Source organism: Burkholderia sp. Bp8998, from assembly GCF_003854235.1.
GTDB lineage: Bacteria > Pseudomonadota > Gammaproteobacteria > Burkholderiales > Burkholderiaceae > Burkholderia.
Window position 1 is genome coordinate 525,047 of the sequence record NZ_QTQF01000001.1, and the last position, 26,655, is coordinate 551,701.

At 65.7% G+C, this 26,655-nt stretch carries 20 protein-coding genes, 1 tRNA gene and 1 pseudogene; 17 read left to right on the top strand and 5 right to left on the bottom strand.

Annotation, left to right across the window (positions count from 1 at the left end):
- The first annotated feature begins 1 nt into the window (after position 1).
- Positions 2–1,468 carry a flippase gene (locus DIE06_RS02430; RefSeq protein ID WP_124659986.1) on the top strand — a complete coding sequence of 489 codons (1,467 nt, stop codon included), beginning with the start codon at positions 2–4 and terminating at the stop codon, positions 1,466–1,468.
- Entirely contained in the window at positions 1,465–3,927 is a 2,463-nt protein-coding gene (locus DIE06_RS02435) for a glycosyltransferase family 4 protein (protein ID WP_185733323.1), read from the top strand. The genes DIE06_RS02430 and DIE06_RS02435 overlap by 4 nt, the downstream gene beginning before the upstream one ends.
- Positions 3,928–4,468: 541 nt before the next feature.
- Here DIE06_RS02435 and DIE06_RS02440 read toward each other — a convergent pair.
- Positions 4,469–5,644: an acyltransferase gene (locus DIE06_RS02440; RefSeq protein WP_124659987.1), complete on the bottom strand. Its 1,176-nt coding sequence runs from the start codon at positions 5,642–5,644 to the stop codon at positions 4,469–4,471.
- 214 nt (positions 5,645–5,858) lie between these two features.
- On the opposite strand from DIE06_RS02440, the gene DIE06_RS38130 reads away from it, so the two are divergent.
- Entirely contained in the window at positions 5,859–6,002 is a 144-nt protein-coding gene (locus tag DIE06_RS38130; protein WP_006479318.1) for a hypothetical protein, read from the top strand.
- A gap of 230 nt (positions 6,003–6,232) precedes the next feature.
- Positions 6,233–7,120 carry a UTP--glucose-1-phosphate uridylyltransferase GalU gene (galU, locus tag DIE06_RS02445; RefSeq protein ID WP_124486375.1) on the top strand — a complete coding sequence of 296 codons (888 nt, stop codon included), beginning with the start codon at positions 6,233–6,235 and terminating at the stop codon, positions 7,118–7,120.
- A gap of 267 nt (positions 7,121–7,387) precedes the next feature.
- On the opposite strand, the gene DIE06_RS02450 is transcribed toward galU, so the two are convergent.
- On the bottom strand, positions 7,388–8,506 hold the full coding sequence (locus DIE06_RS02450; RefSeq protein ID WP_124659988.1) for an acyltransferase: 1,119 nt from the start codon (positions 8,504–8,506) through the stop codon (positions 7,388–7,390).
- A 311-nt stretch (positions 8,507–8,817) separates the two neighbouring features.
- Between DIE06_RS02450 and DIE06_RS02460 the strand changes: the two genes are divergently transcribed.
- Both DIE06_RS02460 and DIE06_RS38825 read left to right on the top strand, forming a co-directional pair.
- Complete coding sequence (locus DIE06_RS02460) at positions 8,818–9,267, top strand: HU family DNA-binding protein (protein WP_011548077.1); 450 nt, start codon at positions 8,818–8,820, stop codon at positions 9,265–9,267.
- A gap of 143 nt (positions 9,268–9,410) precedes the next feature.
- Positions 9,411–9,609 (top strand): annotated as a pseudogene (locus tag DIE06_RS38825) (aminoglycoside resistance protein); the annotation flags it as partial.
- Between the two features lie 125 nt (positions 9,610–9,734).
- On the opposite strand, the gene DIE06_RS02470 reads toward DIE06_RS38825, so the two are convergent.
- From DIE06_RS02470 to DIE06_RS02480, 3 genes are all read right to left on the bottom strand, one after another.
- A complete protein-coding gene (locus DIE06_RS02470) occupies positions 9,735–10,208 on the bottom strand; it encodes a VOC family protein (RefSeq protein ID WP_124659990.1) in 474 nt (157 codons plus the stop codon).
- 479 nt (positions 10,209–10,687) lie between these two features.
- Positions 10,688–11,848: a porin gene (locus DIE06_RS02475; RefSeq protein WP_124659991.1), complete on the bottom strand. Its 1,161-nt coding sequence runs from the start codon at positions 11,846–11,848 to the stop codon at positions 10,688–10,690.
- A gap of 430 nt (positions 11,849–12,278) precedes the next feature.
- Complete coding sequence (locus tag DIE06_RS02480; protein ID WP_124659992.1) at positions 12,279–13,211, bottom strand: YihY/virulence factor BrkB family protein; 933 nt, start codon at positions 13,209–13,211, stop codon at positions 12,279–12,281.
- Positions 13,212–13,351: 140 nt separating this feature from the next.
- Between DIE06_RS02480 and fdnG the strand changes: the two genes are divergently transcribed.
- The 11 genes from fdnG to DIE06_RS39420 all read left to right on the top strand — a co-directional run bounded on the left by fdnG (position 13,352) and on the right by DIE06_RS39420 (position 26,396).
- Complete coding sequence (fdnG, locus tag DIE06_RS02490; protein ID WP_148094359.1) at positions 13,352–16,423, top strand: formate dehydrogenase-N subunit alpha; 3,072 nt, start codon at positions 13,352–13,354, stop codon at positions 16,421–16,423.
- Between the two features lie 10 nt (positions 16,424–16,433).
- A complete protein-coding gene (fdxH, locus tag DIE06_RS02495; RefSeq protein WP_124659995.1) occupies positions 16,434–17,348 on the top strand; it encodes a formate dehydrogenase subunit beta in 915 nt (304 codons plus the stop codon).
- Positions 17,345–17,971, top strand: coding sequence for a formate dehydrogenase subunit gamma (locus DIE06_RS02500; protein ID WP_124498441.1), 627 nt, complete (start codon positions 17,345–17,347; stop codon positions 17,969–17,971). Before fdxH ends, DIE06_RS02500 begins: the two co-directional genes overlap by 4 nt.
- Before the next feature lie 110 nt (positions 17,972–18,081).
- Positions 18,082–19,017 (top strand): formate dehydrogenase accessory protein FdhE, encoded by a 936-nt coding sequence (gene fdhE / locus DIE06_RS02505; RefSeq protein WP_185733324.1) that lies wholly within the window; start codon positions 18,082–18,084, stop codon positions 19,015–19,017.
- A gap of 75 nt (positions 19,018–19,092) precedes the next feature.
- On the top strand, positions 19,093–20,532 hold the full coding sequence (gene selA / locus DIE06_RS02510; RefSeq protein ID WP_124659997.1) for an L-seryl-tRNA(Sec) selenium transferase: 1,440 nt from the start codon (positions 19,093–19,095) through the stop codon (positions 20,530–20,532).
- Complete coding sequence (gene selB, locus DIE06_RS02515) at positions 20,529–22,454, top strand: selenocysteine-specific translation elongation factor (RefSeq protein WP_124659998.1); 1,926 nt, start codon at positions 20,529–20,531, stop codon at positions 22,452–22,454. The genes selA and selB overlap by 4 nt, the downstream gene beginning before the upstream one ends.
- 41 nt (positions 22,455–22,495) lie before the next feature.
- Positions 22,496–22,588 (top strand) — tRNA-Sec (locus DIE06_RS02520).
- A 247-nt stretch (positions 22,589–22,835) separates the two neighbouring features.
- Positions 22,836–23,546 carry a hypothetical protein gene (locus DIE06_RS02525; RefSeq protein WP_124659999.1) on the top strand — a complete coding sequence of 237 codons (711 nt, stop codon included), beginning with the start codon at positions 22,836–22,838 and terminating at the stop codon, positions 23,544–23,546.
- Positions 23,546–23,932 carry a Dabb family protein gene (locus DIE06_RS02530; protein ID WP_260433508.1) on the top strand — a complete coding sequence of 129 codons (387 nt, stop codon included), beginning with the start codon at positions 23,546–23,548 and terminating at the stop codon, positions 23,930–23,932. Before DIE06_RS02525 ends, DIE06_RS02530 begins: the two co-directional genes overlap by 1 nt.
- A gap of 408 nt (positions 23,933–24,340) precedes the next feature.
- The gene (locus DIE06_RS02535) at positions 24,341–25,330 is read left to right on the top strand and encodes an XdhC family protein (RefSeq protein WP_260433509.1); all 990 of its coding nucleotides are present in this window, start codon (positions 24,341–24,343) and stop codon (positions 25,328–25,330) included.
- Positions 25,331–25,388: 58 nt separating this feature from the next.
- Positions 25,389–26,396: a helix-turn-helix domain-containing protein gene (locus tag DIE06_RS39420; RefSeq protein ID WP_124660002.1), complete on the top strand. Its 1,008-nt coding sequence runs from the start codon at positions 25,389–25,391 to the stop codon at positions 26,394–26,396.
- Positions 26,397–26,655 lie beyond the last annotated feature (259 nt).

Below are 26,655 nucleotides of genomic sequence, written 5' to 3' on the forward strand. Positions count from 1 at the left end.
CATGGACAAAGGCATACTCAAGAACGTTTCGATCAACTTCGTCGGGCTGATCCTGCCGACCTTCGTGTCGCTGGTGACGGTACCCGCGTATATCCACGCGCTGGGCGTCGAACGCTACGGGGTCGTCAGCCTCGTATGGACGCTGATCGGTTATTTCGGGATCCTCGATCTCGGGATGAGCATGGCCGCGCAGAACCACATCTCGAAGGCGCTCGCGAGCGGCGACGCGGACGAAAGCGCGCGCGTGTTCTGGAGCGCGTTCTGGCTGAACCTCGGCACCGGCATCGTTGGCGGCCTGCTGATCTATTTCGGCGCGTTCGTCTACACCGCGTATTTCACGAAGGTGTCGGCGGCGATGCAGCACGAGGTGTATCTCGCGCTGCCGTGGCTCGCGCTCGCGATTCCGCTCGCGAACGTGTCGTGGGTGTTCGCCGGCGCGATCAACGGTGCCGAACGGTTCGGCGTGTTCAACACGAACCAGACGATCGGCACGTTCCTGTTCCAGCTGCTGCCGCTCGGCGCCGCGTGGTGGATCGCGCCGAACCTGCAGACGGTGCTGGCGGCCGCGGTCGTCGCGCGGCTGATCGCGGCGGTGATGCTCGGTCACGCGAGCATCAAGGTGCTCGGGATCCGGCGCATCGACCCGCCGCAGTGGGGCACCGCGAAAGGGCTGTTCAACTTCGGCGGCTGGATGCTGATCGCGAGCACGGCGAGCATGATCGCCGACACGCTCGATCGCGTGATGCTCGGCGCCGGCATGGGCGCGAAGTTCGTCACCTACTACACGGTCCCGCAGAACCTCGTCACGCGGCTGAACATGCTGCCGAACGCGCTGGTGCGCACGCTGTTCCCGCGCCTGTCGGCGGTCGGCCGCGATCACGCCGACACGCTCGCGCGCCAGTCGCTCGAATTCCTGAACGGCGTGTTCACGCCGGTCGGCATCGTCGCGATCTTCGCGCTCGCGCCGTTCCTCACGCTGTGGGTCGGCGCCGATCTCGCCGCGCATTCCGCGCCGGTCGGGCGCGTGCTGGTGATCAGCGTGTGGCTCGTCGGCCAGGCGAGCGTCACGCGGATCCTGATCCAGTCGCAGGTCAACCCGGCTCGCGCCGCATTCGCCGGCCTCGTCGAGATGCCGTTCTTCGTCGGTGGCCTGTGGTTCGGCATTCATCACTTCGGGCTGGTCGGCGCGGCGGTGGTCGTCGCGACCCGTGCGCTGGTCGACTACGGCGTGCTGCTTTATCTGTCGGCGATCCGGATGCGCGCGATCGTGCTCGACATGCTCGCCCATCTCGCCTTCCTGCTCGCGAGCCTGTTTCTCGCGCAAGCATGGTCGGGGCTCGGCGAGTCGATCGGCCTCTGCGCGGTCGTGCTGGTGCTGAACCTTGCGTGGTCGTTCACGATGACGCCGGGGCTGCGCGCGCTCGTGCGGGACCTGTTCGTCCGTCTCAATGCGAGGAAAACAATATGAATCGCGATCTGGCGGAACACGCCATCCTGAACATCGCCACGGCCGACGGTGCCGTGGCCGAAGCCGGCGCCGCCGCGCGGCGCCGCGCCGAATCGGCCGGGCAGGCGGGCGCACGCGATGCGTCCCGCCCGCTGCGCGTGGCGATCGTCCACGACTGGCTCGTCACGTACGCCGGCGCCGAGCGCGTGCTCGAACAGATCGTCGCGTGCTTTCCCGACGCGGACCTGTTCAGCCTCGTCGATTTTCTCGACGATCGCGCTTTCGTGCGCGGCAAGCGGGTGACGACCTCGTTCATCCAGAAGCTGCCGTTCGCGCGCACCAAGTACCGCAGCTACCTGCCGCTGATGCCGCTCGCGATCGAGCAGCTCGACGTGTCGGACTACGACCTCGTGATCTCCAGCAGCCATGCGGTCGCGAAGGGCGTGCTGACGGGGCCGGACCAGATGCACATCAGCTACGTGCATTCGCCGATCCGCTATGCGTGGGACCTGCAGCACCAGTATCTGGAACAGTCGAACCTGACGCACGGGCCGAAGTCGCTGCTCGCGCGGATGATCCTGCACTACATCCGCAACTGGGACACGCGCACCGCGAATGCGGTGGACGGCTTCGTCGCGAACTCCGCGTTCATCGCGCGACGCATCCGCAAGGTGTATCACCGCGACGCGGCGGTGATCTTCCCGCCGGTCGACGTGGACGGCTTCTCGCTGAACGAGGTGAAGGACGATTTCTACCTGACCGCGTCGCGGATGGTGCCGTACAAGAAGATCGACCTGATCGTCGAAGCCTTTTCGCGCACGCCGGAGCGCAAGCTCGTCGTGATCGGCGACGGCCCGGAGATGCAGAAGATCCGCGCGAAGGCCGGCCCGAACGTCGAGATCATGGGCTACCAGCCGTTCGCGGTGCTGCACGACCGGATGCGGCGCGCGAAGGCGTTCGTGTTCGCGGCCGAGGAGGATTTCGGGATTTCGGTGGTCGAGGCGCAGGCGTGCGGCACGCCCGTGATCGCGTATGGCAAGGGCGGCGCGCTCGAGACCGTGCTCGAGCCGCGCTCGAACGCGAATCCGACCGGGCTGTTCTTCGATGAACAGACGCCGCACGCGATCGTCGCGGCGGTCGACAATTTCGAGCGTGCGCCGCAACGCTTCACACCGCACGCATGCCGCGCGAATGCGGAGCGATTCTCCGCCGACACGTTCCGGCAGCGCTTTCTCGACTATGTGGAGGCGGCGCTGCCCGGCTCGACCGCGCAGCGCGGCACGGCCGTCACGCCAATGCCGGCCGCGCGCGGCCCGGCGACGCTCGTGCTGGACCAGAGCGGCGTGCTCGGCGGCGCGGAGCTGTCGCTGCTGGAGATCATGAAGCACATGCGCGCGAACGCCGACGTGCTGCTGTTCGACGACGGCCCGTTCCGCGCGGCGCTCGACGAGATCGGCGCACGCGTCGACGTGCTCGACCAGGGCGCGCTCGCCGGGGTGCGCAAGCAGGGTGGCGTGTCGGCCGGTGCGGTGAAGCGGCTGGTCGGCATGGTGCGCGACGTTGCACGGCGCGCACGCCGCGCCGAGGTGATCTACGCGAACACGCAGCGCGCGATGGTGGTCGCGGCGCTGGCCGGGCGGCTCGCGCGCAAGCCGGTGGTCTGGCACCTGCGCGACATCGTCAGCGGCGACCATTTCGGCAGCAAGCAGCTGACGGCGATCAAGTACTGCGCGCGGTTCGGCGTCACGCGCGTGATCGCGAACTCGGATGCATCGGCGCAGGCATTCCGCGCGCTGACGGGCTTCACGCCGCAGCACGTCGACGTCGTGTTCAACGGCATTTCGGCCGAACCGTTCGACGCGCTCGACAATGCCAGCCAGGCCGCGCTGCGGGCGCGCTTCGGGCTGCCCGGGCACGCATGGCTGGTCGGCTCGTTCAGCCGCCTCGCGCACTGGAAAGGACAGCATCTGCTGCTGGAGGCCGCGGCACGCCATCCCGACATGCACGTGGTGCTGGTCGGCGCGCCGTTGTTCGGCGAGGACGAATACGCGGCGCAGCTGCACGAGATCGTCGCGCGTCACGGGATGGACGGCCGCGTGCATTTCCTCGGCTTCCAGCGCGACGTGGCCGCGTGCATGAAGGCGGTCGACGTGGTCGCGCATACGTCGATCACGCCGGAGCCGTTCGGGCGCGTGATCGTGGAGGGCATGCTCGCGCGGCGGCCGGTGGTCGCGGCCCGCGCGGGCGGGGTCGTCGAGATCATCGAGGACGGCGAAAACGGGCTGCTCTGCGAGCCGGGCGACGCAGCCGCGCTGGCCGGTGCGCTGGGCAGGCTGCAGCATGACGCCGTGCTGCGCGAGCGGCTCGTCGTGAGCGGGCGGGCGACCGCGGTGCGCCGGTTCGGCACCGAAACCTATGTGGCGCGGGTCGAGAAGATCCTCGCGGATACGGCGAAGGCCGCGAAGGCGAAGAAGCGCTAGGCAGTGGCAGGCGGCGGCACGCGAAGCGTGGCGTCGCGAACCGTCGAAAACCGGCCCTCATGCGGCGTTGCGCTGCATGAGGGCGTTGCGTTTTGGCGCGGGCTCGGGCCTGTCGCGCGCCAGGCGCACTGCACGTTACGAATCGGTCACCCGCGCGAAGGCGAGCGATCGCGTGAGCGTGAATGGCGGAACCCGGGGCGGGCCCGAGTCGCAGGCAGGGGTTTGCAACGACGATGCGGTCGGGAGGCGGAGCGGACCGATGCGTTGCAGCGCGCGCGAACCCGGCCGCCGCCTGGATCGGAATCGCTTCGCGGGGCCCCAGGAGCGGCGCCGTATGGCCATGCCATGGCTCGAATGAGGGGAAGGCGGCGCGGCGGTCGCGCAGCCGCCCAGGCGGTCGTTACGCGGGCCTTGCGTCCGTCGGTGCGTCGTACCCGCCAGGCGCGGCCACGCACATGCATTCTCGCGTCCGTCCCGCTCAAGAGAAACCCCCGCGCAGCCTGACGCTGCACCGGGGGCCGGGAGTGCCGAAGCGGCGCGCTCAGGCAGCCCGTTCGGGTGCCGGTGCGACGACGCGGGCGGCGCGGGTCGGCTTCAGGCTGGCCGACCACATCATCGCGGGGCGTTCGAACAGCCGGTAGAACACGTAGGCGACCGGAATCGCGGCGGCCATGAACGCGATCGACGGCCAGATCGACAGTTGCAGTTCGGAGTGGAACAGCACCGAGCCGAGACAGACGAACAGCGGCAGGTGGATCAGGTACAGCGAGTAGCTGAAGTCGCCGAACCAGCCGAGCACGCGCAGCAGCGGCGTCGGGCGCGGCGGGCAGGCGAGCGCGCGGTACAGGAAGCACGCGAAGCCGGCCGCCCACAGCTGGAACGCGCTGTACTGGCCGAAATGGAACGCGCCGCAACCCGCGGCCAGCAGCGCGGCGGCCGCGAGGTACCACGCGCGCGACGGCACGGCGGCCGTGCCGCGCGCCGGCTGCGCGCGCACGTCGGCGATCCACGCGCCGACCGTCCAGGACAGCCAGTACGACGTGAAGAACTGCAGGTCGTGCCGTTCGAGCAGCCATGCCGACGCGACGTTGATGAGCGCGACGGCCGCCACGATGGCCGGCATGCCGATGCGCCGGCGCAGCGCGAACAGCAGCGGGTAGATCGCGTAGAACTGCACTTCGAGCGACAGCGTCCACAGCGCGCCGTTCGACCCGTACGTGTAGCCGGCGACGCCTTGCAGCGAGAACAGGTTCACGAGGAACGCGGTGAGGCCGACGTCGCGGATCTTGTGGCTGACCGGCGCGATCTGCAGGCTGACCGCGTCCATCGCGAACGTGAACAGCAGCGCGGCGAGCAGCACCGGGTAGATGCGCGCGAAGCGGCGCGCCCAGAAGTTCGGCGCATCGAGCCGGTACGCAGGGTTGGCCGCGAGCTTGAGCGCCGCGTTGCGGTGGATGCAGTAGCCGCTGATCACGAAGAAGATCGGCACGCCGGCGGATCCCCATGCGAACGGGAAGGTCAGGTAGCCGGCGATCACGCTCGGGTTCAGGGCATGGCCGTAAGCGTGATGGAAGGTCTGCATGCCGACCCAGACGACCTGGCGGCAATGGAAATAGGCGACGAGCAGCGCCGCGAACCCGCGCATCGCGTCGATCACGTGTTCCTTGTGGTCGGCGACGGGCGGCGCAGTCAAAGACGATCCGCTGAAAGCTTGCATGCGATTCGATTCCTTGCGACGGATGAAGGGGATGGTCCAATCGTAATGCGCAAGAATTCGAGCGAATGAATAAAAAAATCTCGCCGCGAAATCACGGTATTTCAGATCGTGGTTTTATTCCGGTCTGAAAGCGGTTTCGCAGGCGCCACAATTATTTGCCGATTTTTTTCTGATAGCTTGAAGCTTCCAGTTGATTGATGCAAGGAGCGGCAAGATGGACATGCATTGGATCGCGAGCGCGGCAGTACTGCTGGTCATGGCCGTGCTGTCGGCGTACCGCGAGGCGCTGAAAAACGAGCCGATTCGCCCCGGTCTCGAACGGGGCGGCGTCCCGTATATCGAAGAATTCGAATCGTAAGAATTTGTATCCGGAAAATCGGTAATTTGTTTCTGCTTCGACAATCGGTTCGGCAATATCGACCGAATACGTCGATTATCTTTTTTTCCGGAAGCATGGGCAATCAGTCCATATCGAAAATGAGCGGAGTTGGAATTGGCCGTGCCGCCGGTTCTCGATATGCCGTTCGGAAAACAATCGCGCCGGGTCGCAGGGCGACGCGGCGCAGTCAACGCAATCAGGATGCGAACATGTTGAAAGTCACCAAGGCCGTGTTCCCCGTTGCCGGTCTCGGCACGCGGTTCCTCCCGGCAACGAAGGCGAGCCCGAAGGAAATGCTGCCCGTCGTCGACAAGCCACTGATCCAGTACGCGGTCGAGGAAGCGATCAACGCCGGTATCACCGAGATGATCTTCGTGACCGGGCGCAGCAAGCGCGCGATCGAGGATCACTTCGACAAGTCGTACGAGATCGAGGCCGAACTCGAGGCGCGCGGCAAGGAAAAGCTGCTCGAACTCGTGCGCGGCATCAAGCCGAGCCACGTGAACTGCTTCTACGTGCGCCAGCCGGAAGCGCTCGGCCTCGGCCATGCGGTGCTGTGCGCGGAGAAGCTCGTGCACGGCGAGCCGTTCGCGGTGATTCTCGCCGACGACCTGCTGCACGGCGAACAGCCGGTGCTCAAGCAGCTCGTCGACGTGTTCGACCACTATCACAGCTCGGTGATCGGGGTCGAGACGATTCCGCGCGAGGACAGCCGCTCGTACGGCGTCATCGAGGGCCGCGAGTGGGAAGAGGACATCATCAAGCTGTCGGGCATCATCGAGAAGCCGGCGCCGGAGGACGCGCCGTCGAACCTCGGCGTGGTCGGCCGCTACGTGTTCATGCCGACGATCTTCGATCACCTGCGCAAGCTCAAGCCGGGTGCCGGCGGCGAGCTGCAGCTCACCGACGCCGTCCAGTCGCTGCTCGCGAACGAACAGGTGCTCGCGTATCGCTACTACGGCACGCGTTTCGATTGCGGCAGCAAGATCGGCTATCTCAAGGCGACCGTCGAGCTCGCGCTCCAGCACCCGGAAGTGAGCCGCGAATTCGAGGCGTACCTGCGTACCTGTCTGCCCGCGCTGGCTGCTGTCGCATAAGCAGCTGCGCTGCTCCGTTGTTTCAGGTGGTGGTTGTTCCGTTGGCCCCGGCTGCCTTGTGCGCCGGGGCTTTTTTGCGTGCGGGCGACGCGCAAGCGTTGAGCGGCGGGTGATCGGCGGTGCCGAATCCGGGCGGATTCGACCGGGTGCGTGCGCGCCGATTCCGGTGTGCCGTCAGGTGGCGATGCCGGGTCGAGTGCGCGTCGCGCGGTGCGTGGGATGCAGGACGCCGCGGCGGCACGCGTCGCGTCCGTCCCGGCGCCCTGCTCAGTGCGGCGATGTGCTCGGCCGCGCGACGAAGTACCGGGCCAGCATCGCGGCGATCGGCTTCTTGAACTCGAGCAGACGCCTTTCCAGATAGCGCCACGACAGATGCGCGAGCAGCACGGCGAGCGCGAACTGCAGCAGTTCCGGCAGCACTGCCCGGACGATGCCGGGCATCGGCGCGTGCGCGAACAGCGCGGGCATCTCGCCGAAACGTGCCGGAATCAGGTTGTGGAACAGGTAGAAGCCGTAGCTGATCGTGCCGAGATAGACGAGCGGCGCCCAGTCGAGCAGTGCCACGGCCGGATGGTCGGGTTCGGTGACGATCCACAGCATCAGCGAGCCGAGCGATGCGGCCAGGCCGAGATCCGCGAGCCCCGTTGCGATGTCCGGCAGCGTCGTGAACGCGGGCAGCGCGAGGAAGAACACGACACCGGCGGCGCCGAGCCAGCCGGGCGGAATGCGGCGGACGACGTCCGGGCCGCGATCGGCGAGCGCCATCGCACCGACGCCGCCGAGTGCGATCAGCGCGAAATTCCAAGGGGAAAACGCGTAGATCAGCACCGGCGATGCGCCGACCGCGTAGAGCGCGAGATGCGCGAGCGCGCACAGCGCGACGGCTGCAACGCCGAGCGCGATGTGGCGCGCGGCCGGCACCGCGAGCAGCGTGAGTGGCGCAATCAGATAGAACTGCTGCTCAACCGCGAGGCTCCAGAAGTGCGACGTGGAGCCCGGCCAGCCGTCCTTGACGACGCCGATCCAGTAATTCGACAGGAACGTGGCGTGCCACGCGAGCCCGAGATTGACGCCGCGCTGGTAGAACAGCGCGTGCGCGATCGCGAGCGAGGCGAGCAGCAGGTAGTAGACGGGAAAGATCCGCAGCGCGCGCTTCGCGAGGAACAGCGCCAGCGCATGGCGGCGCGTCATGGTGCTGCACTCGATCGCCTGACGATTGCGATGCAGTTCGCCGACGATCAGGAATCCGCTGATGAGGAAAAACGTCCACACACCGAGCTTGCCCACGTCGACAGCGAGGACGTGGCCCTTGTGGGACAGGAAAACGAGGATGACGGCGAGGGCTCGCAGGCCGTCGAGTCCTTTGACGTATCTGACTTCGCGCATGAAGGCATCCGGGGCACTGAGCGAGGTCAGTATAGGTGCGCAAATATCGAACGTAATTCGTGTGCGGACGCGTTTCGACGTATACGTGAAGGCGCTTTTCGATGCGAGGGTCTGTTTTCGCATGTACGTTCCATGCGAAAACAGACCCTCGAGCGTCGACGAAGTCGGTCGCGCGCAACAAAACCTGCGGGAAACCCCGCGAAAACGCATAAAAGTACTGCACGAAGCGTCACGGCGCTTGTAGAATCCGGCGTTGAAGCGCGCGCGTTGCACGCTTCGTGTATCCAACGACCACACCTGGTAGGAGAAACATGGCGACTTCCGCAAAAAAGGTGGCCAAGAAGGCTGCCGCACCGGCCACCAAGAAAGTGGCTGCCAAAAAGGCTGCGCCCGCGAAGAAAGTAGTGGCCAAGAAGGCTGTCGCAAAGGCAGCACCGGCCGCTCCGACGCCGCTGAAGGACAAGTTCACGAAGGCATCGCTCGCAACGCACATCGCTGAGCGCGCAGCTGTCGAAGTGAAGGCGGTCAAGGCAGTGCTCGTCGCACTCGAGAACGTCGTGCTGGGCTCGGTTCACAAGAAGGGCGCAGGCGAGTTCACGCTGCCGGGTCTGCTGAAGATCACGGCGCAAGTCGTGCCGGCGAAGAAGAAGCGCTTCGGCAAGGATCCGTTCACGGGCGAAGAGCGCTGGTTCCCGGCAAAGCCGGCCAGCGTGCGCGTGAAGGCACGTGCGCTGAAGAAGCTGAAGGACGCGGCTGCGTAATGCCGCCTAACGGCCGCCGAATGCATGTCGGTGGCCGTTGCGATGTCCGACGATCCCCGTACGCGAAAGCGTGCGGGGATTTTTATTGCGCTGCGCAAATCGCGCGGCGGTGTCGGTGTCGCCCGTCATGAATGCGGCGATCGCTCGATGTGTTCGCGCCGCCGGGAAGCGTGGCACCCATGCGCGCGCTGGAAGTGACCATCGTCGTGCGTGGTGACGTGGCGTCGTCCGGCCCGGCGCGCGCTGCGGTTCGGCGAGTGGCTGCGCCGCGATCTGCACGCGGGCATCGTCGAGCCGGCGTGCGTCGATCACGATCTGGCGATGTTGTTGATGAAGGTGCGAACGGTCGTTGTCCGCGATTGCGTCGCGGCGCGATGCAATCCCGTCGATGAACGCGGTCATGCGCCGACTGCGCGTCACGCAATGCGCCGATGCCCGGCGAAGGGCGTGTGGCGCCCGTCGCTTCGTCAGCCCGCCGTGCCTGCGTATGCGGCTTCCAGCGCGGCGACGTCGAACTTCGTCATCTGCATCATGGCCGCGGCCACACGCGCCGCCTTGACCGCGTCGCGGTCGGCCATCATCGGGATCAGTGCGTCGGGCACGATCTGCCACGAGACACCGAAGCGGTCCCGCAGCCAGCCGCAGCCGTCAGCCGTGCCACCGTTGTCGAGCAGCGCGCTCCAGTAGCGGTCGAGTTCCGCCTGGTCGACGCAACTGATCATCAGCGAGATCGCGTGGTTGAACGTCTCGGTGCGCGGGTGGCTCATCGCGATGAACGGTTGCCCGAACAGCTCGAACTCGACCATCCGGGTGCCGCTGGTGCCGGACACCGCCGTGACGCGCACGACGCGCGAGTTCGGGAAAATGCCCGCATAGAAGGCCGCGGCTTCTTCGGCTTCCGTCGAGTACCAGAGGAACGGCGTGATCTTCTGAATCGTCATGGAGCGTCTCCTGTCGGGTGTCGGTGAGGAACGGGGCAATCCGTGTGCCGCCATCGATACGACGAACGAAGGTCGTCGAAATCGACACGTCGAAGCATAGTGCTTCGCGGCACGGTATCGAAATCGGCAGGGTGGACGGACATGTGTCCGTGGCGATGCCGATCCCGTTGTCGCGCGTCAGGGGGACACGAGGTGGTCAGCGCGGTGGCGACCGGGGCGGCGTGCGCCTGAGCGACCGTATGCGGCCGTCGGATGGCGAGGGCTGTCCGGATGCCTCCGGATAGGCTTCCAGCGCGCGACAGGCGGTCCAGGAGCCGCTCCCGGCCGGCTGCCGTACCCAAGTTCCGGCCACGGTCGCGGCCCGCCACGGCAGCGCCGGCAACGGACGAAAAAAAACCAGCCACGGCCGAAACCGGTGACTGGTTTTGCAGTTCGGCGACATGGCGTCGAAGACGCCATGCACACCGGAAACGTACTTCTTAGAACTTGTGGCGAATGCCGAGTGCGACCAGTTCGGCCGAGCTCTTGCCGGCGTAGCCGTACGAAGCGATCGACGCTTGCGCGGCTTGCGTCGTGGTGGCGTCGACGCGTTGGGTGCCGCTCGCGTGCTGGTATGCGCCAACCAGGTAGATGTCCGTGCGCTTCGACAGCGAGTAGTCCGCACCGATACCGATCTGGTGGTACTTCGCGTCCGTGTCGCCACTTGCCTTCGTGTACGAGTAGCCGAGGCCCAGCAGCAGCGGCGGCGTGACCTGGTACGTCACGAACGCGCGGCCCGTGTTGTACTTTTCGGTCGAACCGAAGCCCGAGAATGCATCCGGCTTGTACTGTGCGTTGCTGTAGCCGAGGCCGAACGTCACCGGGCCGAGCGCGTACTGGCCTGCGACTTGCGCGATCGCGATCGATTTCGCCGTTGCGTAACCCGAGTTGATCGGGCCGTCGATGATGTTATCCGAGGTCGTCGAACCCCAGCCTGCACGGCCCACCGCCGTCGTCGGCGACGGGTTGGCTGCGTAGAAGTAGCCTGCTGCAACGCCGACCGGGCCGTTGTTGTATGCAGCTGCGACCGACCACGTCTGGCCTGCGCCCGTCTTGCCTGCGACGCCGCCGAGTGCGTACATGCCTTCGACCTGGAAGCCTGCCCAGACCGGCGACGTGTACTTGATTGCGTTGCTGACGCGCAGCGAGTTGTCGTTGTTGTCGACGTCGCCCGGCGTTGCCATCACGCTGCCGAAGTAGTTGTCAGCCGTGACTGCCTGGACCAGGTCGACCAGCGGGTCGTACTGGCGGCCGAGCGTCAGCGTGCCGTACTGGCTGCTTTCGAGGCCGACGTATGCCTGGCGACCGAACATGCGACCGCCCTGGTTCAGGTGGCCCGTGCCCGGATCAAAACCGTTTTCCAACTGGAAGATCGCCTTCAGGCCGCCGCCGAGGTCTTCAGCGCCTTTCAGGCCCCAACGGCTGCCTTGCAGGTTGCCCGACAGCATTTGCCACGAGTTGTTGGCCTGGCCGTTATTGCCGTGAACCCATGCAATCGACGTGTCGATCACACCGTACAGCGTCACGCTCGACTGAGCGTGAGCAGCGCCAGCGGCGCCCAGCAGGGCGAGCGAGAGGGTCGAGAGAGCGAGTTTCTTCATCGTTGAGTATCTCCACGCAAGTGATTCGTCATTCGTTATTTGTTGCGGATTGGAGAATAGCTCAGTGCCATACATGCAAGAAAGCTTAAAAAATAAAGTGTCTCGAAAAGGTAACAGCGAGAAAAAGTTCATATATATCAAGCACATCAAGAACTGTTCCTCTTTTTGAAATAGTTGACAATTGCTGCGCTGCGATTGTTGCAACAGGCGGTGCGTCCGGCACCGGAGGGGCGAGTTTGGCCGGTTGGCGCACGGAAATCGGGGTGTGCAAACGTTTGCCATTGCGGCTTGCCTCGCGCGCCGATGCAACGAGCGCATCAACGCGCGGCGGGCGGGGTGGTTGCGAAAAGGAAGGCAGTCGCGTAGGGCGACGATGCGGCGTGTGCGATGCGGCCGCGCGGGAAGCAATGCGTGAGGAATCAGTGAGGAATCAGTCGTCGCTTGCACGGTCGGCGGCGCGATCCGTCGGCGCGGACACGGCCGCACCGTTGCCGGTGCGGCGATGCGCATCGCCGCGCGCGGCCGCGAATTCCGCCCCGAGCAGCAGCACGGCCGCCGAGAAGTACAGCCACATCAGCAGGACCGCGAACGATCCGGCCGCGCCGAACGCACTTGCCGTGCCCGCACGCGCGAGATACAGCGCGAACAGCTTCTTGCCGCCGGAGAACAGGATCGCGGACACGATCCCGCCTATCATCGCGTCGTGCCATGCGACGCGCGCATCGGGCAGGAACTTCATCAGCGCGGCGAACGCGCCCGCGAGCACCGCGATGCCGACGAAGAACTGCAGCAGGTTGGTGACCACGACGTACGGTGAATCGCCGAGCAGCCAGGTGCCGACGAACGTGATCACGGTATCGAGCACGAGCGACACGATCAGCAGGAACGCGACGCCGAGCACGAGCCCGAACGAGATCAGCCGCACGCGCACGAGCCCGAGCATGCTCGACCAGCGGCTTTCCGTGCTCGGCCAGATCACGCTCAGCGCGGTGTTCAGCGACGCGAACGTCGCCGACGCGCCGAGCGCGAGCGCCGCGAACGAGATCAGCGTCGCGATGCCGCCGCGCTCGCCCGCGCGATGCGCGTTCTGCACGATCGTCTGGATGCTGGCCGCCGCATCGTCGCCGATCAACTGGTGTGCCTGCTCGAACACCTGGCCGCGCGCGGCGTCGTCGCCGTAGAACCAGCCGGCCACGGCGATCACCATCACGAGCGTCGGCGCGAGCGAGAACGCGGAGAAGAATGCGATGCTCGCGGCCATCGCCGAGCAGCGGTCGGAGGAGAAGCGCTTGAACGCGTTGAGTGCCCAGTTGGCCTGTTGTTGCGCGAGACGGGTGGCTTCGGACGTGATCGGTCGTTTCATGACGGTTCGGTTGTGCGTTGAACGCGGGACGTCGGTGGATCAGACAAATCGGTATTGATCCGAGGATTCGATCATAGTTGCCTGAACTGTCTATAATTCCTTTCAGTTTCACCTCACCCCACAAAAACGCCGAGACCATCATGCTACAAATGTCCCGGCGCCAGTTCCTGAAGGTGACGGCCACGTCGCTTGCCGGATCGAGTCTTGCCCTGATGGGCTTTTCTCCGACGGAAGCGCTTGCCGAGGTCCGACAGTACAAGCTGGCGCGCACCGTCGAAACGCGCAACACCTGTCCTTATTGCTCAGTGGGTTGCGGCATCCTGATGTACAGCCTCGGTGACGGCGCGAAGAACGCGCAGCCGAGCATCATCCATATCGAAGGCGATCCCGACCATCCCGTCAATCGCGGCACGCTGTGCCCGAAGGGCGCGAGCCTGATCGACTTCATCCACAGCCCGAGCCGCCTGACGCATCCCGAATACCGGGCGCCGGGCTCGGACAAGTGGGAACGGATCTCGTGGGGCGACGCGCTCGACCGGATCGCGAAGCTGATGAAGGCCGACCGCGACGCCAACTTCGTCGAGACGGCGGAAGACGGCGCGAAGGTCAACCGCTGGCTGACCACCGGCATGCTGGCCGCGTCGGCGGGCAGCAACGAAGTCGGCTACCTCACGCACAAGACTGTCCGCAGTCTGGGAATGCTCGCATTCGACAATCAGGCGCGTGTCTGACATGGCCCGACGGTGGCAGGTCTTGCCCCGACGTTTGGCCGTGGAGCGATGACGAACCATTGGGTCGACATCAAGAACGCGGACGTGATTCTCGTGATGGGCGGCAATGCAGCCGAGGCCCATCCGTGCGGTTTCAAGTGGGTAACGGAGGCGAAGGCGCACCGCAAGGCGCGGCTGATCGTCGTCGACCCGCGCTTCACGCGTACGGCCTCGGTGGCCGACTACTACGCGCCGATCCGCACCGGCACCGACATCGTCTTCCTGGGCGGCGTCATCAACTATCTGCTGACGAACGACAAGATCCAGCATGAGTACGTGAAGAACTACACGGACTTCTCGTTCATCGTGCGCGAGGATTTCGCGTTCAACGACGGCATCTATTCCGGCTACGACGCCGAGAAGCACGCGTATCCGGACAAATCGAGCTGGGACTACGAGCGCGGCGACGACGGCTTCGTGAAGGTCGACCCGACGCTGCAGCATCCGCGCTGCGTGGTCAACCTGCTGAAGCAGCACTACGCGCGCTATACGCCGGACATGGTCCAGCAAACGTGCGGCACGCCGAAGGAGAAATTCCTGAAGGTGTGCGAGATGCTCGCGACGACGGCCGTTCCCGGCCGCGCCGGCACGGTGCTGTACGCGCTCGGCTGGACCCACCATTCGATCGGCGCGCAGATGATCCGCACCGGCGCGATGGTGCAGCTGCTGCTCGGCAACATCGGCATCGCCGGCGGCGGGATGAACGCGCTGCGCGGCCACTCGAACATCCAGGGCTTGACCGACCTCGGGCTGATGTCGAACCTGCTGCCGGGCTACATGACGCTGCCGATGCAGGCCGAGCAGGATTTCGACGGCTACATCAAGAAGCGCGTGCAATTGCCGCTGCGGCCGAACCAGCTGAGCTACTGGAAGAACTACAAGGCCTTCCACGTCAGCTTCATGAAGTCGTGGTGGGGCGATGCGGCGACCGCCGAGAACAACTGGGGCTACGACTACCTGCCGAAGCTGGACAAGCAGTACGACCTGCTGCAGGCGATCGAGCTGATGAATGCCGGCAAGATGAACGGCTACATCTGCCAGGGCTTCAACCCGCTCGCGGCGGCGCCGTCGAAAGTGAAGACGGCGGCAGGCCTCGCGAAGCTGAAGTGGCTCGTGATCATGGATCCGCTCGCCACCGAGACGTCCGAGTTCTGGAAGCATCACGGCGACTACAACGACGTCGATGCGTCGAAGATCCAGACCGAGGTGTTCCGTCTGCCGACCACCTGCTTCGCGGAGGAAAACGGCTCGCTCGTCAGTTCGAGCCGCGTGCTGCAATGGCACTGGAAGGGCGCGGAGCCGCCGGGCGAGGCGAAGAGCGACCTCGAGATCATGTCGGGGCTGTTCCTGCGCATGCGCAAGATGTACCAGACGGACGGCGGCAAGTATCCGGATCCGATCGTCAACCTGACCTGGCCGTACGCGAACCCGGAAAGCCCGACGCCCGAAGAACTCGCGATGGAGTACAACGGTCGCGCGCTCGCCGATCTGCCCGATCCCAAGGATCCGACCAAGACCGTTGTGAAGAAGGGCGAGCAGCTCGCCGCGTTCGCCCAGCTGAAGGACGACGGCACGACCGCGAGCGGCTGCTGGATCTTCTGCGGCGCGTGGACGCAGGCCGGCAACCAGATGGGGCGGCGTGACAACTCGGACCCGACCGGCATCGGCCAGACGCTGAACTGGGCGTGGGCCTGGCCGGCCAACCGGCGGATCCTGTACAACCGCGCCTCGTGCGACACGAGCGGCAAGCCGTTCGACCCGACCCGCAAGCTGATCGGCTGGAACGGCAGCGCGTGGAAGGGGGCCGACATTCCCGACTTCAAGGCGGACGAATCGCCCGAAAACGGGATGGGGCCGTTCATCATGAACCCGGAAGGTGTCGCGCGTTTCTTCGCCCGCGCGGGCATGAACGAAGGGCCGTTTCCCGAGCACTACGAGCCGTTCGAGACGCCGCTCGCGGCGAACCCGCTGCACCCTGACAACCCGCAGGCGCTGAACAACCCGGCCGCCCGCGTGTTCCCGGACGACCGCGCGTCGTTCGGCAAGGTGTCGGAGTTCCCGCACGTCGCGACGACGTACCGGCTGACCGAGCATTTCCACTACTGGACCAAGCATGCGCGGCTGAACTCGATCATCCAGCCCGAGCAATTCGTCGAGATCGGCGAAGACCTCGCGAAGGAAGTCGGCGTCGCGCACGGCGATCGCGTGAAGGTGTCGTCCAAGCGCGGCCACATCGTCGCGGTCGCGCTCGTCACGAAGCGGATCAAGCCGCTGACGATCGAAGGCAAGAAGGTCCAGACCGTCGGCATCCCGTTGCACTGGGGCTTCAAGGGACTGACGAAGCCCGGCTATCTCGCCAATACCCTGACTCCGTCCGTGGGCGACGGCAACTCGTACACACCGGAATTCAAGTCGTTCCTGGTGAAGGTCGAAAAGGCGTAAGGGGGAAGAGATGGCATTGCAATCGCTGGATATCAAGCGCGTCTCGGCCACCACGACGCCGCCGCCCACGGCGCGCGAACCGGTGACCGGGAGCGTCGCGAAGCTGATCGACGTCTCGAAGTGCATCGGCTGCAAGGCATGCCAGACGGCGTGCATGGAGTGGAACGACCTGCGCGACGAGGTCGGCACCAACGTCGGCGTCTACGACAACCCGGCCGACCTGTCCGAGCACTCGTGGACGGTGATGCGGTTCGCCGAATACGAGAACCCGGCAGGCGACCTCGAGTGGCTGATCCGCAAGGACGGCTGCATGCACTGCGAGGATCCGGGCTGCCTGAAGGCGTGCCCGTCGCCGGGCGCGATCGTGCAGTACAACAACGGGATCGTCGATTTCCACGAGGAGAACTGCATCGGTTGCGGCTATTGCGTGACCGGCTGCCCGTTCAACGTTCCGCGGATCTCGAAGAAGGATCATCGCGCATACAAGTGCACGCTCTGTTCCGACCGCGTCGCGGTCGGCCAGGAACCGGCCTGCGTGAAGACCTGCCCGACCGGCGCGATCGTGTTCGGCACCAAGGAGGACATGAAGCAGCACGCGGCCGAGCGGATCGAGGACCTGAAGGAGCGCGGCTTCGAGCATGCGGGGCTGTACGACCCGCAGGGCGTCGGCGGCACGCACGTGATGTACGTGCTGCACCACGCGGACAAGCCGTCGCTGTACCACGGGCTGCCCGACAATCCGTCGATCAGCCCGATGGTGAAGCTGTGGAAGGGGATCGCGAAGCCGCTCGCGGTCGCCGGCCTTGCGCTGACCGCGCTGGCCGGGTTCTTCCACTACACCCGGGTCGGTCCGAACGAGGTCAGCGACGCGGAAGAAGCCGCCGCCCGCGACGAAGCGCGACGCATCAAGGAGGACGCAAAATGAAGCACGACGACCCCAACCTGATCGTCCGCTACACGCCGAACGAGCGCACGAACCACTGGATCACCGCGATCACGTTCGTGTTGCTCGCGCTGTCCGGGCTCGCGCTGTTCCATCCGTCGATGTTCTGGCTCACCGCGCTGTTCGGCGGCGGCCAGTGGACGCGGATCCTGCATCCGTTCGTCGGTCTCGTGATGTTCGTGTCGTTCGCGATTCTCGTGGTGCGCTTCTGGCACCACAACGCGCTCGACGCGGACGACCGTCAATGGCTGAAGCAGATCGGCGACGTGCTGACCAACCAGGAAGACAAGCTGCCGCCCGTCGGGCGCTATAACGCCGGACAGAAGCTGCTATTCTTTACGTTGGTGGCCTGCCTGCTGCTGCTCCTGCTGTCGGGGATCGTGATCTGGCGGCGCTACTTCTCGTTCTACTTCCCGATCGGGGTGATTCGCGCGGCGGCCGTCGTGCATGCCGTGGCGGCCTTCGTGCTGATCGCGAGCATCATCGTGCACATTTACGCGGCGTTGTGGGTGAAGGGCTCGATCGGGGCGATGGTGCGCGGCACCGTCACGCTGGGCTGGGCCCGCAAGCATCACCCGAAGTGGTTCCGTGAAAGCGTGAAGTAACGCACCGGAGCGGGGCGGTTAGCCGATCGCGGCGAAATCGCTCCGTTCCTTCGCCGGAATCGCCCGAAAGCGCCGACTCGTCGGCGCTTGTTTCTTTGGATGACATATTTGTGACACAACGCATTCTCGAACCGACCGAGATCTCGGCGCTCGATCATTCGGCCATTCCGCGCTTTCGCCTGCCGGAGCGCGGCACCGTGTTCGCGGCGCGCGCCGCCCGGCTGCGCAAGCTCGCCGACCTGAACCCGATCAGCGGTTACCTGCGGCTGATGGCGACCGTTGCCGATGCGCAGCACGCGACACTGCAGGCGCTGAACCTGCCGATGCCGTCGCCTGAAGCGATCGCGCGGGCACAGCAGCATTCGATGCCGCTCGTGCCGGCGCTCGACGGCGAGCGCAACCCGCAGTGGCGGGCCGTGCTGTATGAGCTGCTCGACCGCGTCGAAAGCGCAGGGCTCGTCAATCCGTCGCTCGCGAAGCTGCTCGACCGGCTGCGCCTGATCGCGCCCGCCGAACTCGACGCGCAGGCCGACGCGATCCTCGCGCTGCGCTTCGCCGAAGTCGACCCGGCCACCGCGCCGTTCCTGATGGCCGCGCTGCAGGTCGTCTGGACCGATCTCGCGAGCCGCGTTGCACCGGCCGACGTTCCGTATCTCGACCAGCCGGGGTTGTGCCCCGTGTGCGGCACGCATCCGGTCGCGAGCGTCGTGCGCGTCGGCGGCCAGTACCAGGGCTACCGTTTCCTGCAATGCGGGCTGTGCACGACCGAGTGGCACATGGTGCGCACGAAATGTTCGCACTGCGACTCGACCAAGGGCATCGCGTACCACGGGATCGAGGGCGGCAGCGAAGCCGTCAAGGCCGAATCGTGCGATGAATGCAAGAGCTATCGCAAGATCGGCTACCAGGAGAAGGACTACGAGTTCGAGCCGCTGGCGGACGATCTCGCGAGCCTCACGCTCGACCTGCTGATGAACGAAGCCGGCTACCAGCGCAGTTCGCCGAACCCGCTGCTGTGGCCGGACATGTCGCACGAAGCGGAGTGACGGTACGGAGCCGGGGCGGGCGCGCGAGCGTCGGTGCCGGCTGCCTGCCGCGCATGGAACTGGAGCCACCATTACGTGACCGAACCGGGTTTGAATGAACTGAATGCCGTGCTGGCGCGCGTGCCGTCGGTGGAGCGCGTGCTGTCGTCGGCGCCGCTGCAGCCGCTGCTCGCCGACTATGGCCGCACGCGCGTGCTGAACGCGGTGCGCGCCGAACTCGAACGCTGGCGCTCCGCCGCGCAGCAGGATCCGTCGGCGGCCGAACCGCTCGACGAGCCGCGCATCGCGGCTGTCATCGCCCGTACGCTGGCCGCGCAGAGCACGGGCACCGTGCGCCCGGTGTTCAACCTGACGGGCACCGTGCTGCACACCAATCTCGGGCGCGCGCTGTTGCCCGACGACGCAGTGCGCGCGGTGGTCGACGCGCTCACGCAACCCGTCAACCTCGAATTCGATCTCGGCACCGGCCGCCGCGGCGACCGCGACGACCTGATCGACGATCTGCTGTGCGAACTGACCGGCGCGGAAGCCGCGACCGTCGTCAACAACAATGCCGCGGCCGTGTTGCTGGCGTTGTCCGCGCTCGCGCCGAAACGCGAAGTGATCGTGTCGCGCGGCGAGCTGGTCGAGATCGGCGGCGCATTCCGCATTCCCGACATCATGAGCCGTGCCGGTGCGAAACTGCGCGAGGTCGGCACCACCAACCGCACCCATCTGCGCGACTACGCGGACGCGATCGGTCCGCGCACGGCGATACTGATGAAGGTGCACTGCAGCAACTACGCGATCAGCGGCTTCACCAAGGAGGTGACGCTGGCCGAACTCGCGCCGCTCGCGCGCGAGCACGGGCTGCCGGTCGCGGTCGATCTCGGCAGCGGCACGCTCGCCGATCTGTCGCAATGGGGCTTGCCGCACGAGACGACCGTGCAGGAAACCGTCGCGGCCGGCGCGAACCTCGTCACGTTCAGCGGCGACAAGCTGCTCGGCGGGCCGCAGGCCGGCCTGATCGTCGGCGATCGCGCGCTCGTCGCGAAAATCAAGAAACATCCGCTCAAGCGCGCGCTGCGTGTCGGCAAGCTGACGCTCGCCGCGCTCGAACCCGTGCTGAGGCTCTACCTGGCGCCGGAATTCCTGCGCGAGCGGCTCACGACGCTGCGTCTGCTGACGCGGCCGCAGCGCGAGATCGCGGAGGCCGCCGAGCGTGTGCGCCCGGCGTTGCAGGCCGCGCTCGGCAGCGGCTTCGACGTGCAGGTCGAGCCGATGTTCAGCCAGATCGGCAGCGGTGCGCTGCCGGTCGACCAGTTGCCGAGCGCCGGGCTCGTCGTGCGCACACCGGACGGCAAGCGCGGCGGCCGTGCGCTCGCGCAGCTCGAGAAGCGGCTGCGCGACTGGCCGCGTCCGGTGATCGGCCGCATCGCCGACAATGCGCTGCGGCTCGACCTGCGCTGCCTCGAAGCGGCCGATGAAGCGGCATTCGTCGCGCAATGCGTGCGGATCGCGGGGCCGGCTGCATGATCGTCGGTACCGCGGGACACATCGATCACGGCAAGACGACGCTCGTGCGGGCGCTGACGGGCGTCGACACCGACCGGTTGAAGGAAGAGAAGGCGCGCGGCATCTCGATCGAGCTCGGCTATGCGTATACGCCGCTCGAGAACGGCGACGTGCTCGGCCTGATCGACGTGCCGGGCCACGAGAAGCTGATTCATACCATGGCGGCCGGGGCGTGCGGAATCGACTTCGCGCTGCTCGTGATCGCCGCCGACGACGGCGTGATGACGCAGACCCGCGAGCATCTCGCGATCCTGCAACTGCTTGGCGTCGCGCATGGCGCGGTCGCGCTGACGAAGTGCGATCGCGTCGATGCCGCACGCCTGTCGGCGGTGCGCGACGAGATCGCCGCGTGGCTGCATGGCACGACGCTCGATGGCGCGCCGATCTTCGAAACCTGCGCGACGCGCGAGGACGATCCGGGCGTCGCCGCATTGAAGCGTCATCTCGCCGATGCCGCGCTTGCGTGGCGTGCGCGCCGCGACGACGGCCTGTTCCGGCTCGCGGTCGATCGCGTGTTTACGCTTGCCGGGCAGGGGACCATCGTGACGGGCACCGCGTTCGCGGGCCGCGTGGCGACCGGCGACACGCTCGCGGTCGTGCGCACCGGCGGCGCGGCGCGCGTGCGCAGCATCCATGCGCAGAACCGGCCGGTCGATATGGGCCGTGCGGGCGAGCGCTGCGCGCTGAACCTGGCCGGCGTCGACCGTGCGGACGTCGAGCGCGGCGATACCGTCGCGGATGCGCGGCTCGTCGCGACGTCGCCGCGTCTCGACGTCGAACTGACGCTGCTGGCCGATGCGGGGCTCATGCTGACGCACTGGGCGCCGCTGCACGTGCATCTCGGCACGCTGCATCGCGTCGCGCACGTCGCGCTGCTCGACGGCGATACGCTCGCGGCCGGCCAGACGATGCGCGTGCAACTGGTGTTCGACGAACCCGTGTTCGCGCTGCCGGGCGATCGCTTCATCGTCCGCAATCCGCAGGCGACGCGCACCGTCGGCGGCGGTCGCGTGCTCGACCCGTTCGGTCCCGCGCGCAAGCGTCGCACGCCCGCGCGCCGGGCATGGCTCGACGCGCTGGCGGCGCGGCTCGACGAAGGGCGGCTCGATGCGCTGCTCGCGCAGGCGCCGCTCGGTATCGCACGCGCGATGCTCACGCATCTGACGGGCTTCGCGCCCGACGCGCTGGCGTTGCCGGACGACGCACTGGCGATCGGCCAGCGCGAGCGTGCGTCGAACGACGGCACGGTGATCGCGCGGGTGCACTGGGATGCGCTGCAGGCGCGGGCGATCGACACGCTGCGCGCGTATCACGAGCGCGTGCCGGACGAGCAGGGGCTCGATGCGGCGCGCCTGCGGCGGATGGCGGCGCCGCTCGTCGGCGATGCGCTGTGGCGCGCGCTGGTCGATGCGCTGGTGGATGGCGAAGAGGTGGCGCGAAGCGGGCCGTGGCTGCATCTGCCGTCGCATTCGGTGAGTTTCGATGCGCGCGAGGAAGCGCTGGCGCAGCAACTGCTGCCGCTGATTCACGCGGGGCGCTTCGATCCGCCGTGGGTCCGCGATCTGGCGCGCGACACGGGCGCGGCCGAGGAGGCCGTACGCATGCTGCTGCGCAAGCTCGCGCGGCGCGGCGACGTGCACCAGGTCGTGCGCGACCTGTTCTATCACGCGGATGTCGTGCGCGAGCTGGCCGGGCTGGTGGCGCATCTCGCGCCGACGCGCGGCGGCGGGCTCGATGCGGCGACGTTTCGCGATGCGACCGGGCTCGGCCGCAAGCGTGCGATCCAGATTCTCGAGTTCTTCGATCGGGTTGGGTATACTCGCTTCCACCGCGATCTTCACTTCCTGCGGCCTGACAGCGGTTGGGTGGGTGTACAGGCGTAGGCGCTCGTTGTTCTTCTCGCTCTTTTGAGTCTTTTTCCCACGGAAGGCATTCGTATCCGGTGGTACGGCCGGGCTTCAAACCCGGTTGGGGGTGTCAGACACTCCCGGGTAGGTTCGACTCCTGCTGCCTTCCGCCCGGAGCTTCCGAGGCGTTCCTTGGATGGCCTGCAACGTCCGCAAGTTATTGATTCGGCATGTTTCTTGACGCCGACGTCTCTCCGCGTTTCAGCTATTCACATATGGGTTCTGCGTGAATTCGTGGGTAGAGGCATGGGTAGGGCTGCTCCGGGAACGCAGAGGCACACTGGATACGCTACCGGACAAGGAAAAGCACGATCTCTCTTCGCGGTTTCGAGTTCCGCGAAGGAAGTCGAGCAGGGTGTGCTCAAATGGCTGAGCACGCTGATGGTCCTGCCGGATGCGTTGTCGAACGGAAAACTGGAACCGACGCAGACGCTGGCGGCGTCGATCGTACTCGGTTGCTATCGGTTCTGTATGAGTCCGTGGATCATCTGCGTATTCGACGACGATGCAGGCAATCGCTTCGTCTTGCAGTTGGCCGCAGCATTGGCCATGCAGACGCCGCATCGGATGCTGACGGGCAGGTTTTCGCCTGCGTACGACGCTAGCATCGAGCGTCTTGCGGGTCATCCGGACACGTTATCGTTGATCTCGCAGCCGTCGACCGGAGCGGGCCCCGCGCCGCGGCTCTTCGAGGTTCGCGCCGACGCGCTCATCGGTGATTCGGCTTTGCATGAGAGGTATTCGGCCCAGCAGTCGTCGTCGTGCGGGTTCAGTCGATCGCGCAGGGCACCTGACGGTCACGCTGTGGGGCGCGGCCGCGGACACGACGGACAATCGCGCGCTGTACGCGCAGCCGAGCGGATCGGTGGGCGCATCCTTTTCGCCGGTGTGCCGATCGGAGTGGTCGTCGCGCACGCTCAGCGTCACGGTGGTCCGTGGCCGACATCGGTCTGCCTGCGGACGACCTCGGTTGGTTATGCGGCGATTGAATGCTTCTTGCGGCCGGTCGCGATGCAGGGCGCCCCGGCCTACGCGATTGCAGCGCGAGACGGGAAGGCCGCATCGTGATGAAGCATATTGTGACGTTTCGAAAGCTCGCCGACGTGCGGCGGCAAGCCGAACTGGAGCAGGAACTGGTTGCGCGAATGAGCGCATTAAACGCCGAGATCCCATTCGTGCGCGAGTGGCGCATGTCGGCCAACGAACTGGATCGGCCGATCTGCAGGGACTATGTGCTGGAGTCGTCTTTAGATAGCCAAGCCGACTTGGAGCGCTATCTGCGACATCCGTCGCACGTGTCGCTGATTCAGGCGCTCAAGCAGGCCCCTGCGTCGCCGAAGGGACGGCGGTGTCCATTCCATCTCGGTCGTTCAGAGTCGTTTGCGTCGCTGCAGAACCGCCATTCGCTGTCGCGTGCAGTTCCTGGCGTCGGGATCGACGCGACAGCGGGATAGGGAACCTTACCACTACGCCACGATCGTCCGTTCAAACGGAGGTTCCGCGCAACGCGTGGCCGGCGGCTGTCACCGCTCCAGGGGGATTGACATTGGTCTTCGCGAAGCCGGGCTCGGTTAGAACTTTAGTTCGCGGCTGCGATCCCTTGATTCACAAGGGTTTCGCATCTTTCGGTCGACCGAGACTGGCGAAGTGACATCTTTACTTCATAAACGGTGACGACTTTATTTTGGCCTACGGTTGCCCGAACTGTCGCAGCAACTCGAAGCCTGTCCCTCCGTGCCAAGGGCTATCAAAGTCGAAACCAGCGGCAAACCTTCTCACGTGTGTCAGGCGTGCGTGACTTGCATAAATGAACTAATTGGCGTACTGTGGAAGGGCCGTGGAGGGAAACTGCGTTGGATAGCATGGATCGAGACGTACTGGAAACTGCCGTCATGTGGCATCGCGCCGGGCGCGCGGTGATGCTCGGCACGGTTCTGAAGACGTGGGGCTCGGCGCCTCGCCCGATCGGCGCGATGGTCGCGCTGCGTGACGACGGTGCAGTGAAGGGTTCCGTATCGGGCGGGTGTCTCGAGGACGATCTGATCGAGCGCGTGTGGCGCGTCGGATTTTCGGGCTCGACGCCGACTGTCGTAACCTACGGCCTCTCGGCGGACGACGCCCATCACTTCGGCCTTCCGTGCGGCGGCACGCTGATGATTCTCGTGGAACCGGTCCGGGTATCGTCGCGCCTTGACGAGGCGCTGGAATGGGTCAGGCGTGGCCGGGTAGTGATCCGCAACGTGAATGCCAATACCGGCGAAGCCGACGTGAGGCCGACCGATTCGGCGGCCCCGACCTCGTTCGACGGCGTGTCGTTGCGCGCATGTTACGGACCGAGCCATCGCCTGCTGATCATCGGTGCAGGGCAACTGTCCGAATATGTTGCGCGGATGGCGGTGGCGCTGGGCTATCGCGTCATCGTTTGCGACCCGCGTGAAGAGTACCTCGGGGAATGGTCTGTGGCTCATACCGAAGTATTTCGCGAAATGCCCGACGACCTGATCGAGCGAGTCGGCCTGGATCCGAACACGGCCGTGGTTGCGCTGACGCATGATCCGAAGATCGACGACCTGGCGTTGATAGAGGCGCTCAAATCCCCGGCATTCTATGTGGGAGCGGTCGGCTCGCGTGCGAATAACGCGAAGCGTCGGGAACGGCTCAAGCTGTTTGACTTGACCGACACACAGGTTGCAGCGCTTCATGGTCCGATCGGGCTTCACGTCGGTGCCAGAACGCCGCCGGAGATCGCGGTGGCTATCATGGCGGAGATGACTTCGCACCGGTACGGTGTGCCGGTCGTGCAGTCGCACGCGCTGCGCGATGCGCCGTCGGTGCCGCAACGGAGCGAATAGGCACGCGCGTACCTGTGTGGCGTTGTGTGAATGGCAGATAATATTTTTCGATGAACTTATGGCTAAACCCACCATGCTCGAATCGTCGAGCCACAGTGCGTCGGATGCACGTTTTGCATCGATCGAGCGCTATTCATCAGTTGCGAGAACAGTCGAGATACTGTCGGATGCGTGGGGATTTTTGGTGCTGCGAGAGTGCTTTTTTGGCGTCCGGCGATTCGAGCAGTTCCAGAGCATCCTGCAGGTGCCGCGTACCACGCTGGTGGAGCGGCTCAAGAAATTCACGACTCTGGGCATACTGAGGAAACAGCTTCCGTCGACGGGCGGTGCCCGCTACGAGTACCGTTTCACGGAGCAGGGTCGCGACTTATACGCGACGATGATTGCGTTGCTCGCCTTTGGCGACCGTTGGCTTGCGGGCGGCGCGCAGCCTCCGTTGAAACTGATTCACAAGACCTGCAAATGCGATTGCACGCCCCGCGTCGCATGCTCACACTGTCACGCCGGCATTGACCCGAGGTCCGTCCACTATCGCGACGGGCCGGGGGCGGGCAGTGAGGAGCGTATCGCTGAACGCAAGCGTTCGCGCCGGAATTCAGACGTGAGCGTTCTCGAGCGCATTCGCCCATGCTCGGTCGCGCGAACGTTGCAGATCATCGGTGACCGCTGGAGTTTCCTCGTGATCCGGGAATTCTTTTACGGTGTTCGACGCTTCGACGAGTTTCAGTCGCGCCTGGGTATCGCTACCAACATCCTGTCGGACCGACTGCAGCGACTCGTCGAGCAGGGTATCGCGGAGAAGCGGCTGTATCAGGAGAAGCCGAAGCGTTACGAGTACCGGCTGACCGAAATGGGCCGCGACTTGTATGGGCCGCTGCTGGTGATGATGGCCTGGGGTGACAAGTGGCTGTCTGGGGGAAAAGCACCGTTGAAACTCCGGCACCGAGAGTGTGACCACGATTTTCATGCAATCGTCGTATGCGACAAATGCGGCACCGAACTCGATCCGCGTGAAATGTCATACGTGCTGCGGTATGCGTTGCCGGTAGAGCTCGACGTCGCCTGACTCGCGCTTCTTGGTGCCGCGTGGCGCCCGAGCGCGCGTACGGCGGCAGATCGATTCATCAGGATGGCGGCGGCTGTCTTCTCGCCCGGTGGGCCTGGCGGCCGGCTGGGCGTCTCGTTCAAATCGCGCCGGCGGACCGCGCGCGTGGCGATTTGCCTCGTCATCTCCTTTTTCCCCTTCCTCATGGTTTGGTGCGCCGGATCGACTGCACGTGTCGCCACGTGCATCAAGTCGCCCGCGCGGACTTGCCGCGTCCCGA

Bases quoted from the DNA above. Each gene is read 5' to 3' on its own strand.
- DIE06_RS02430 (WP_124659986.1), top strand. From the start codon at position 2: ATGGACAAAGGCATACTCAAGAACGTTTCGATCAACTTCGTCGGGCTG.
- DIE06_RS02435 (WP_185733323.1), top strand. From the start codon at position 1,465: ATGAATCGCGATCTGGCGGAACACGCCATCCTGAACATCGCCACGGCC.
- DIE06_RS02440 (WP_124659987.1), bottom strand. From the start codon at position 5,644: ATGCAAGCTTTCAGCGGATCGTCTTTGACTGCGCCGCCCGTCGCCGAC.
- DIE06_RS38130 (WP_006479318.1), top strand. From the start codon at position 5,859: ATGGACATGCATTGGATCGCGAGCGCGGCAGTACTGCTGGTCATGGCC.
- galU (WP_124486375.1), top strand. From the start codon at position 6,233: ATGTTGAAAGTCACCAAGGCCGTGTTCCCCGTTGCCGGTCTCGGCACG.
- DIE06_RS02450 (WP_124659988.1), bottom strand. From the start codon at position 8,506: ATGCGCGAAGTCAGATACGTCAAAGGACTCGACGGCCTGCGAGCCCTC.
- DIE06_RS02460 (WP_011548077.1), top strand. From the start codon at position 8,818: ATGGCGACTTCCGCAAAAAAGGTGGCCAAGAAGGCTGCCGCACCGGCC.
- DIE06_RS02470 (WP_124659990.1), bottom strand. From the start codon at position 10,208: ATGACGATTCAGAAGATCACGCCGTTCCTCTGGTACTCGACGGAAGCC.
- DIE06_RS02475 (WP_124659991.1), bottom strand. From the start codon at position 11,848: ATGAAGAAACTCGCTCTCTCGACCCTCTCGCTCGCCCTGCTGGGCGCC.
- DIE06_RS02480 (WP_124659992.1), bottom strand. From the start codon at position 13,211: ATGAAACGACCGATCACGTCCGAAGCCACCCGTCTCGCGCAACAACAG.
- fdxH (WP_124659995.1), top strand. From the start codon at position 16,434: ATGGCATTGCAATCGCTGGATATCAAGCGCGTCTCGGCCACCACGACG.
- DIE06_RS02500 (WP_124498441.1), top strand. From the start codon at position 17,345: ATGAAGCACGACGACCCCAACCTGATCGTCCGCTACACGCCGAACGAG.
- selB (WP_124659998.1), top strand. From the start codon at position 20,529: ATGATCGTCGGTACCGCGGGACACATCGATCACGGCAAGACGACGCTC.
- DIE06_RS02530 (WP_260433508.1), top strand. From the start codon at position 23,546: ATGAAGCATATTGTGACGTTTCGAAAGCTCGCCGACGTGCGGCGGCAA.
- DIE06_RS02535 (WP_260433509.1), top strand. From the start codon at position 24,341: ATGGATCGAGACGTACTGGAAACTGCCGTCATGTGGCATCGCGCCGGG.
- DIE06_RS39420 (WP_124660002.1), top strand. From the start codon at position 25,389: ATGGCTAAACCCACCATGCTCGAATCGTCGAGCCACAGTGCGTCGGAT.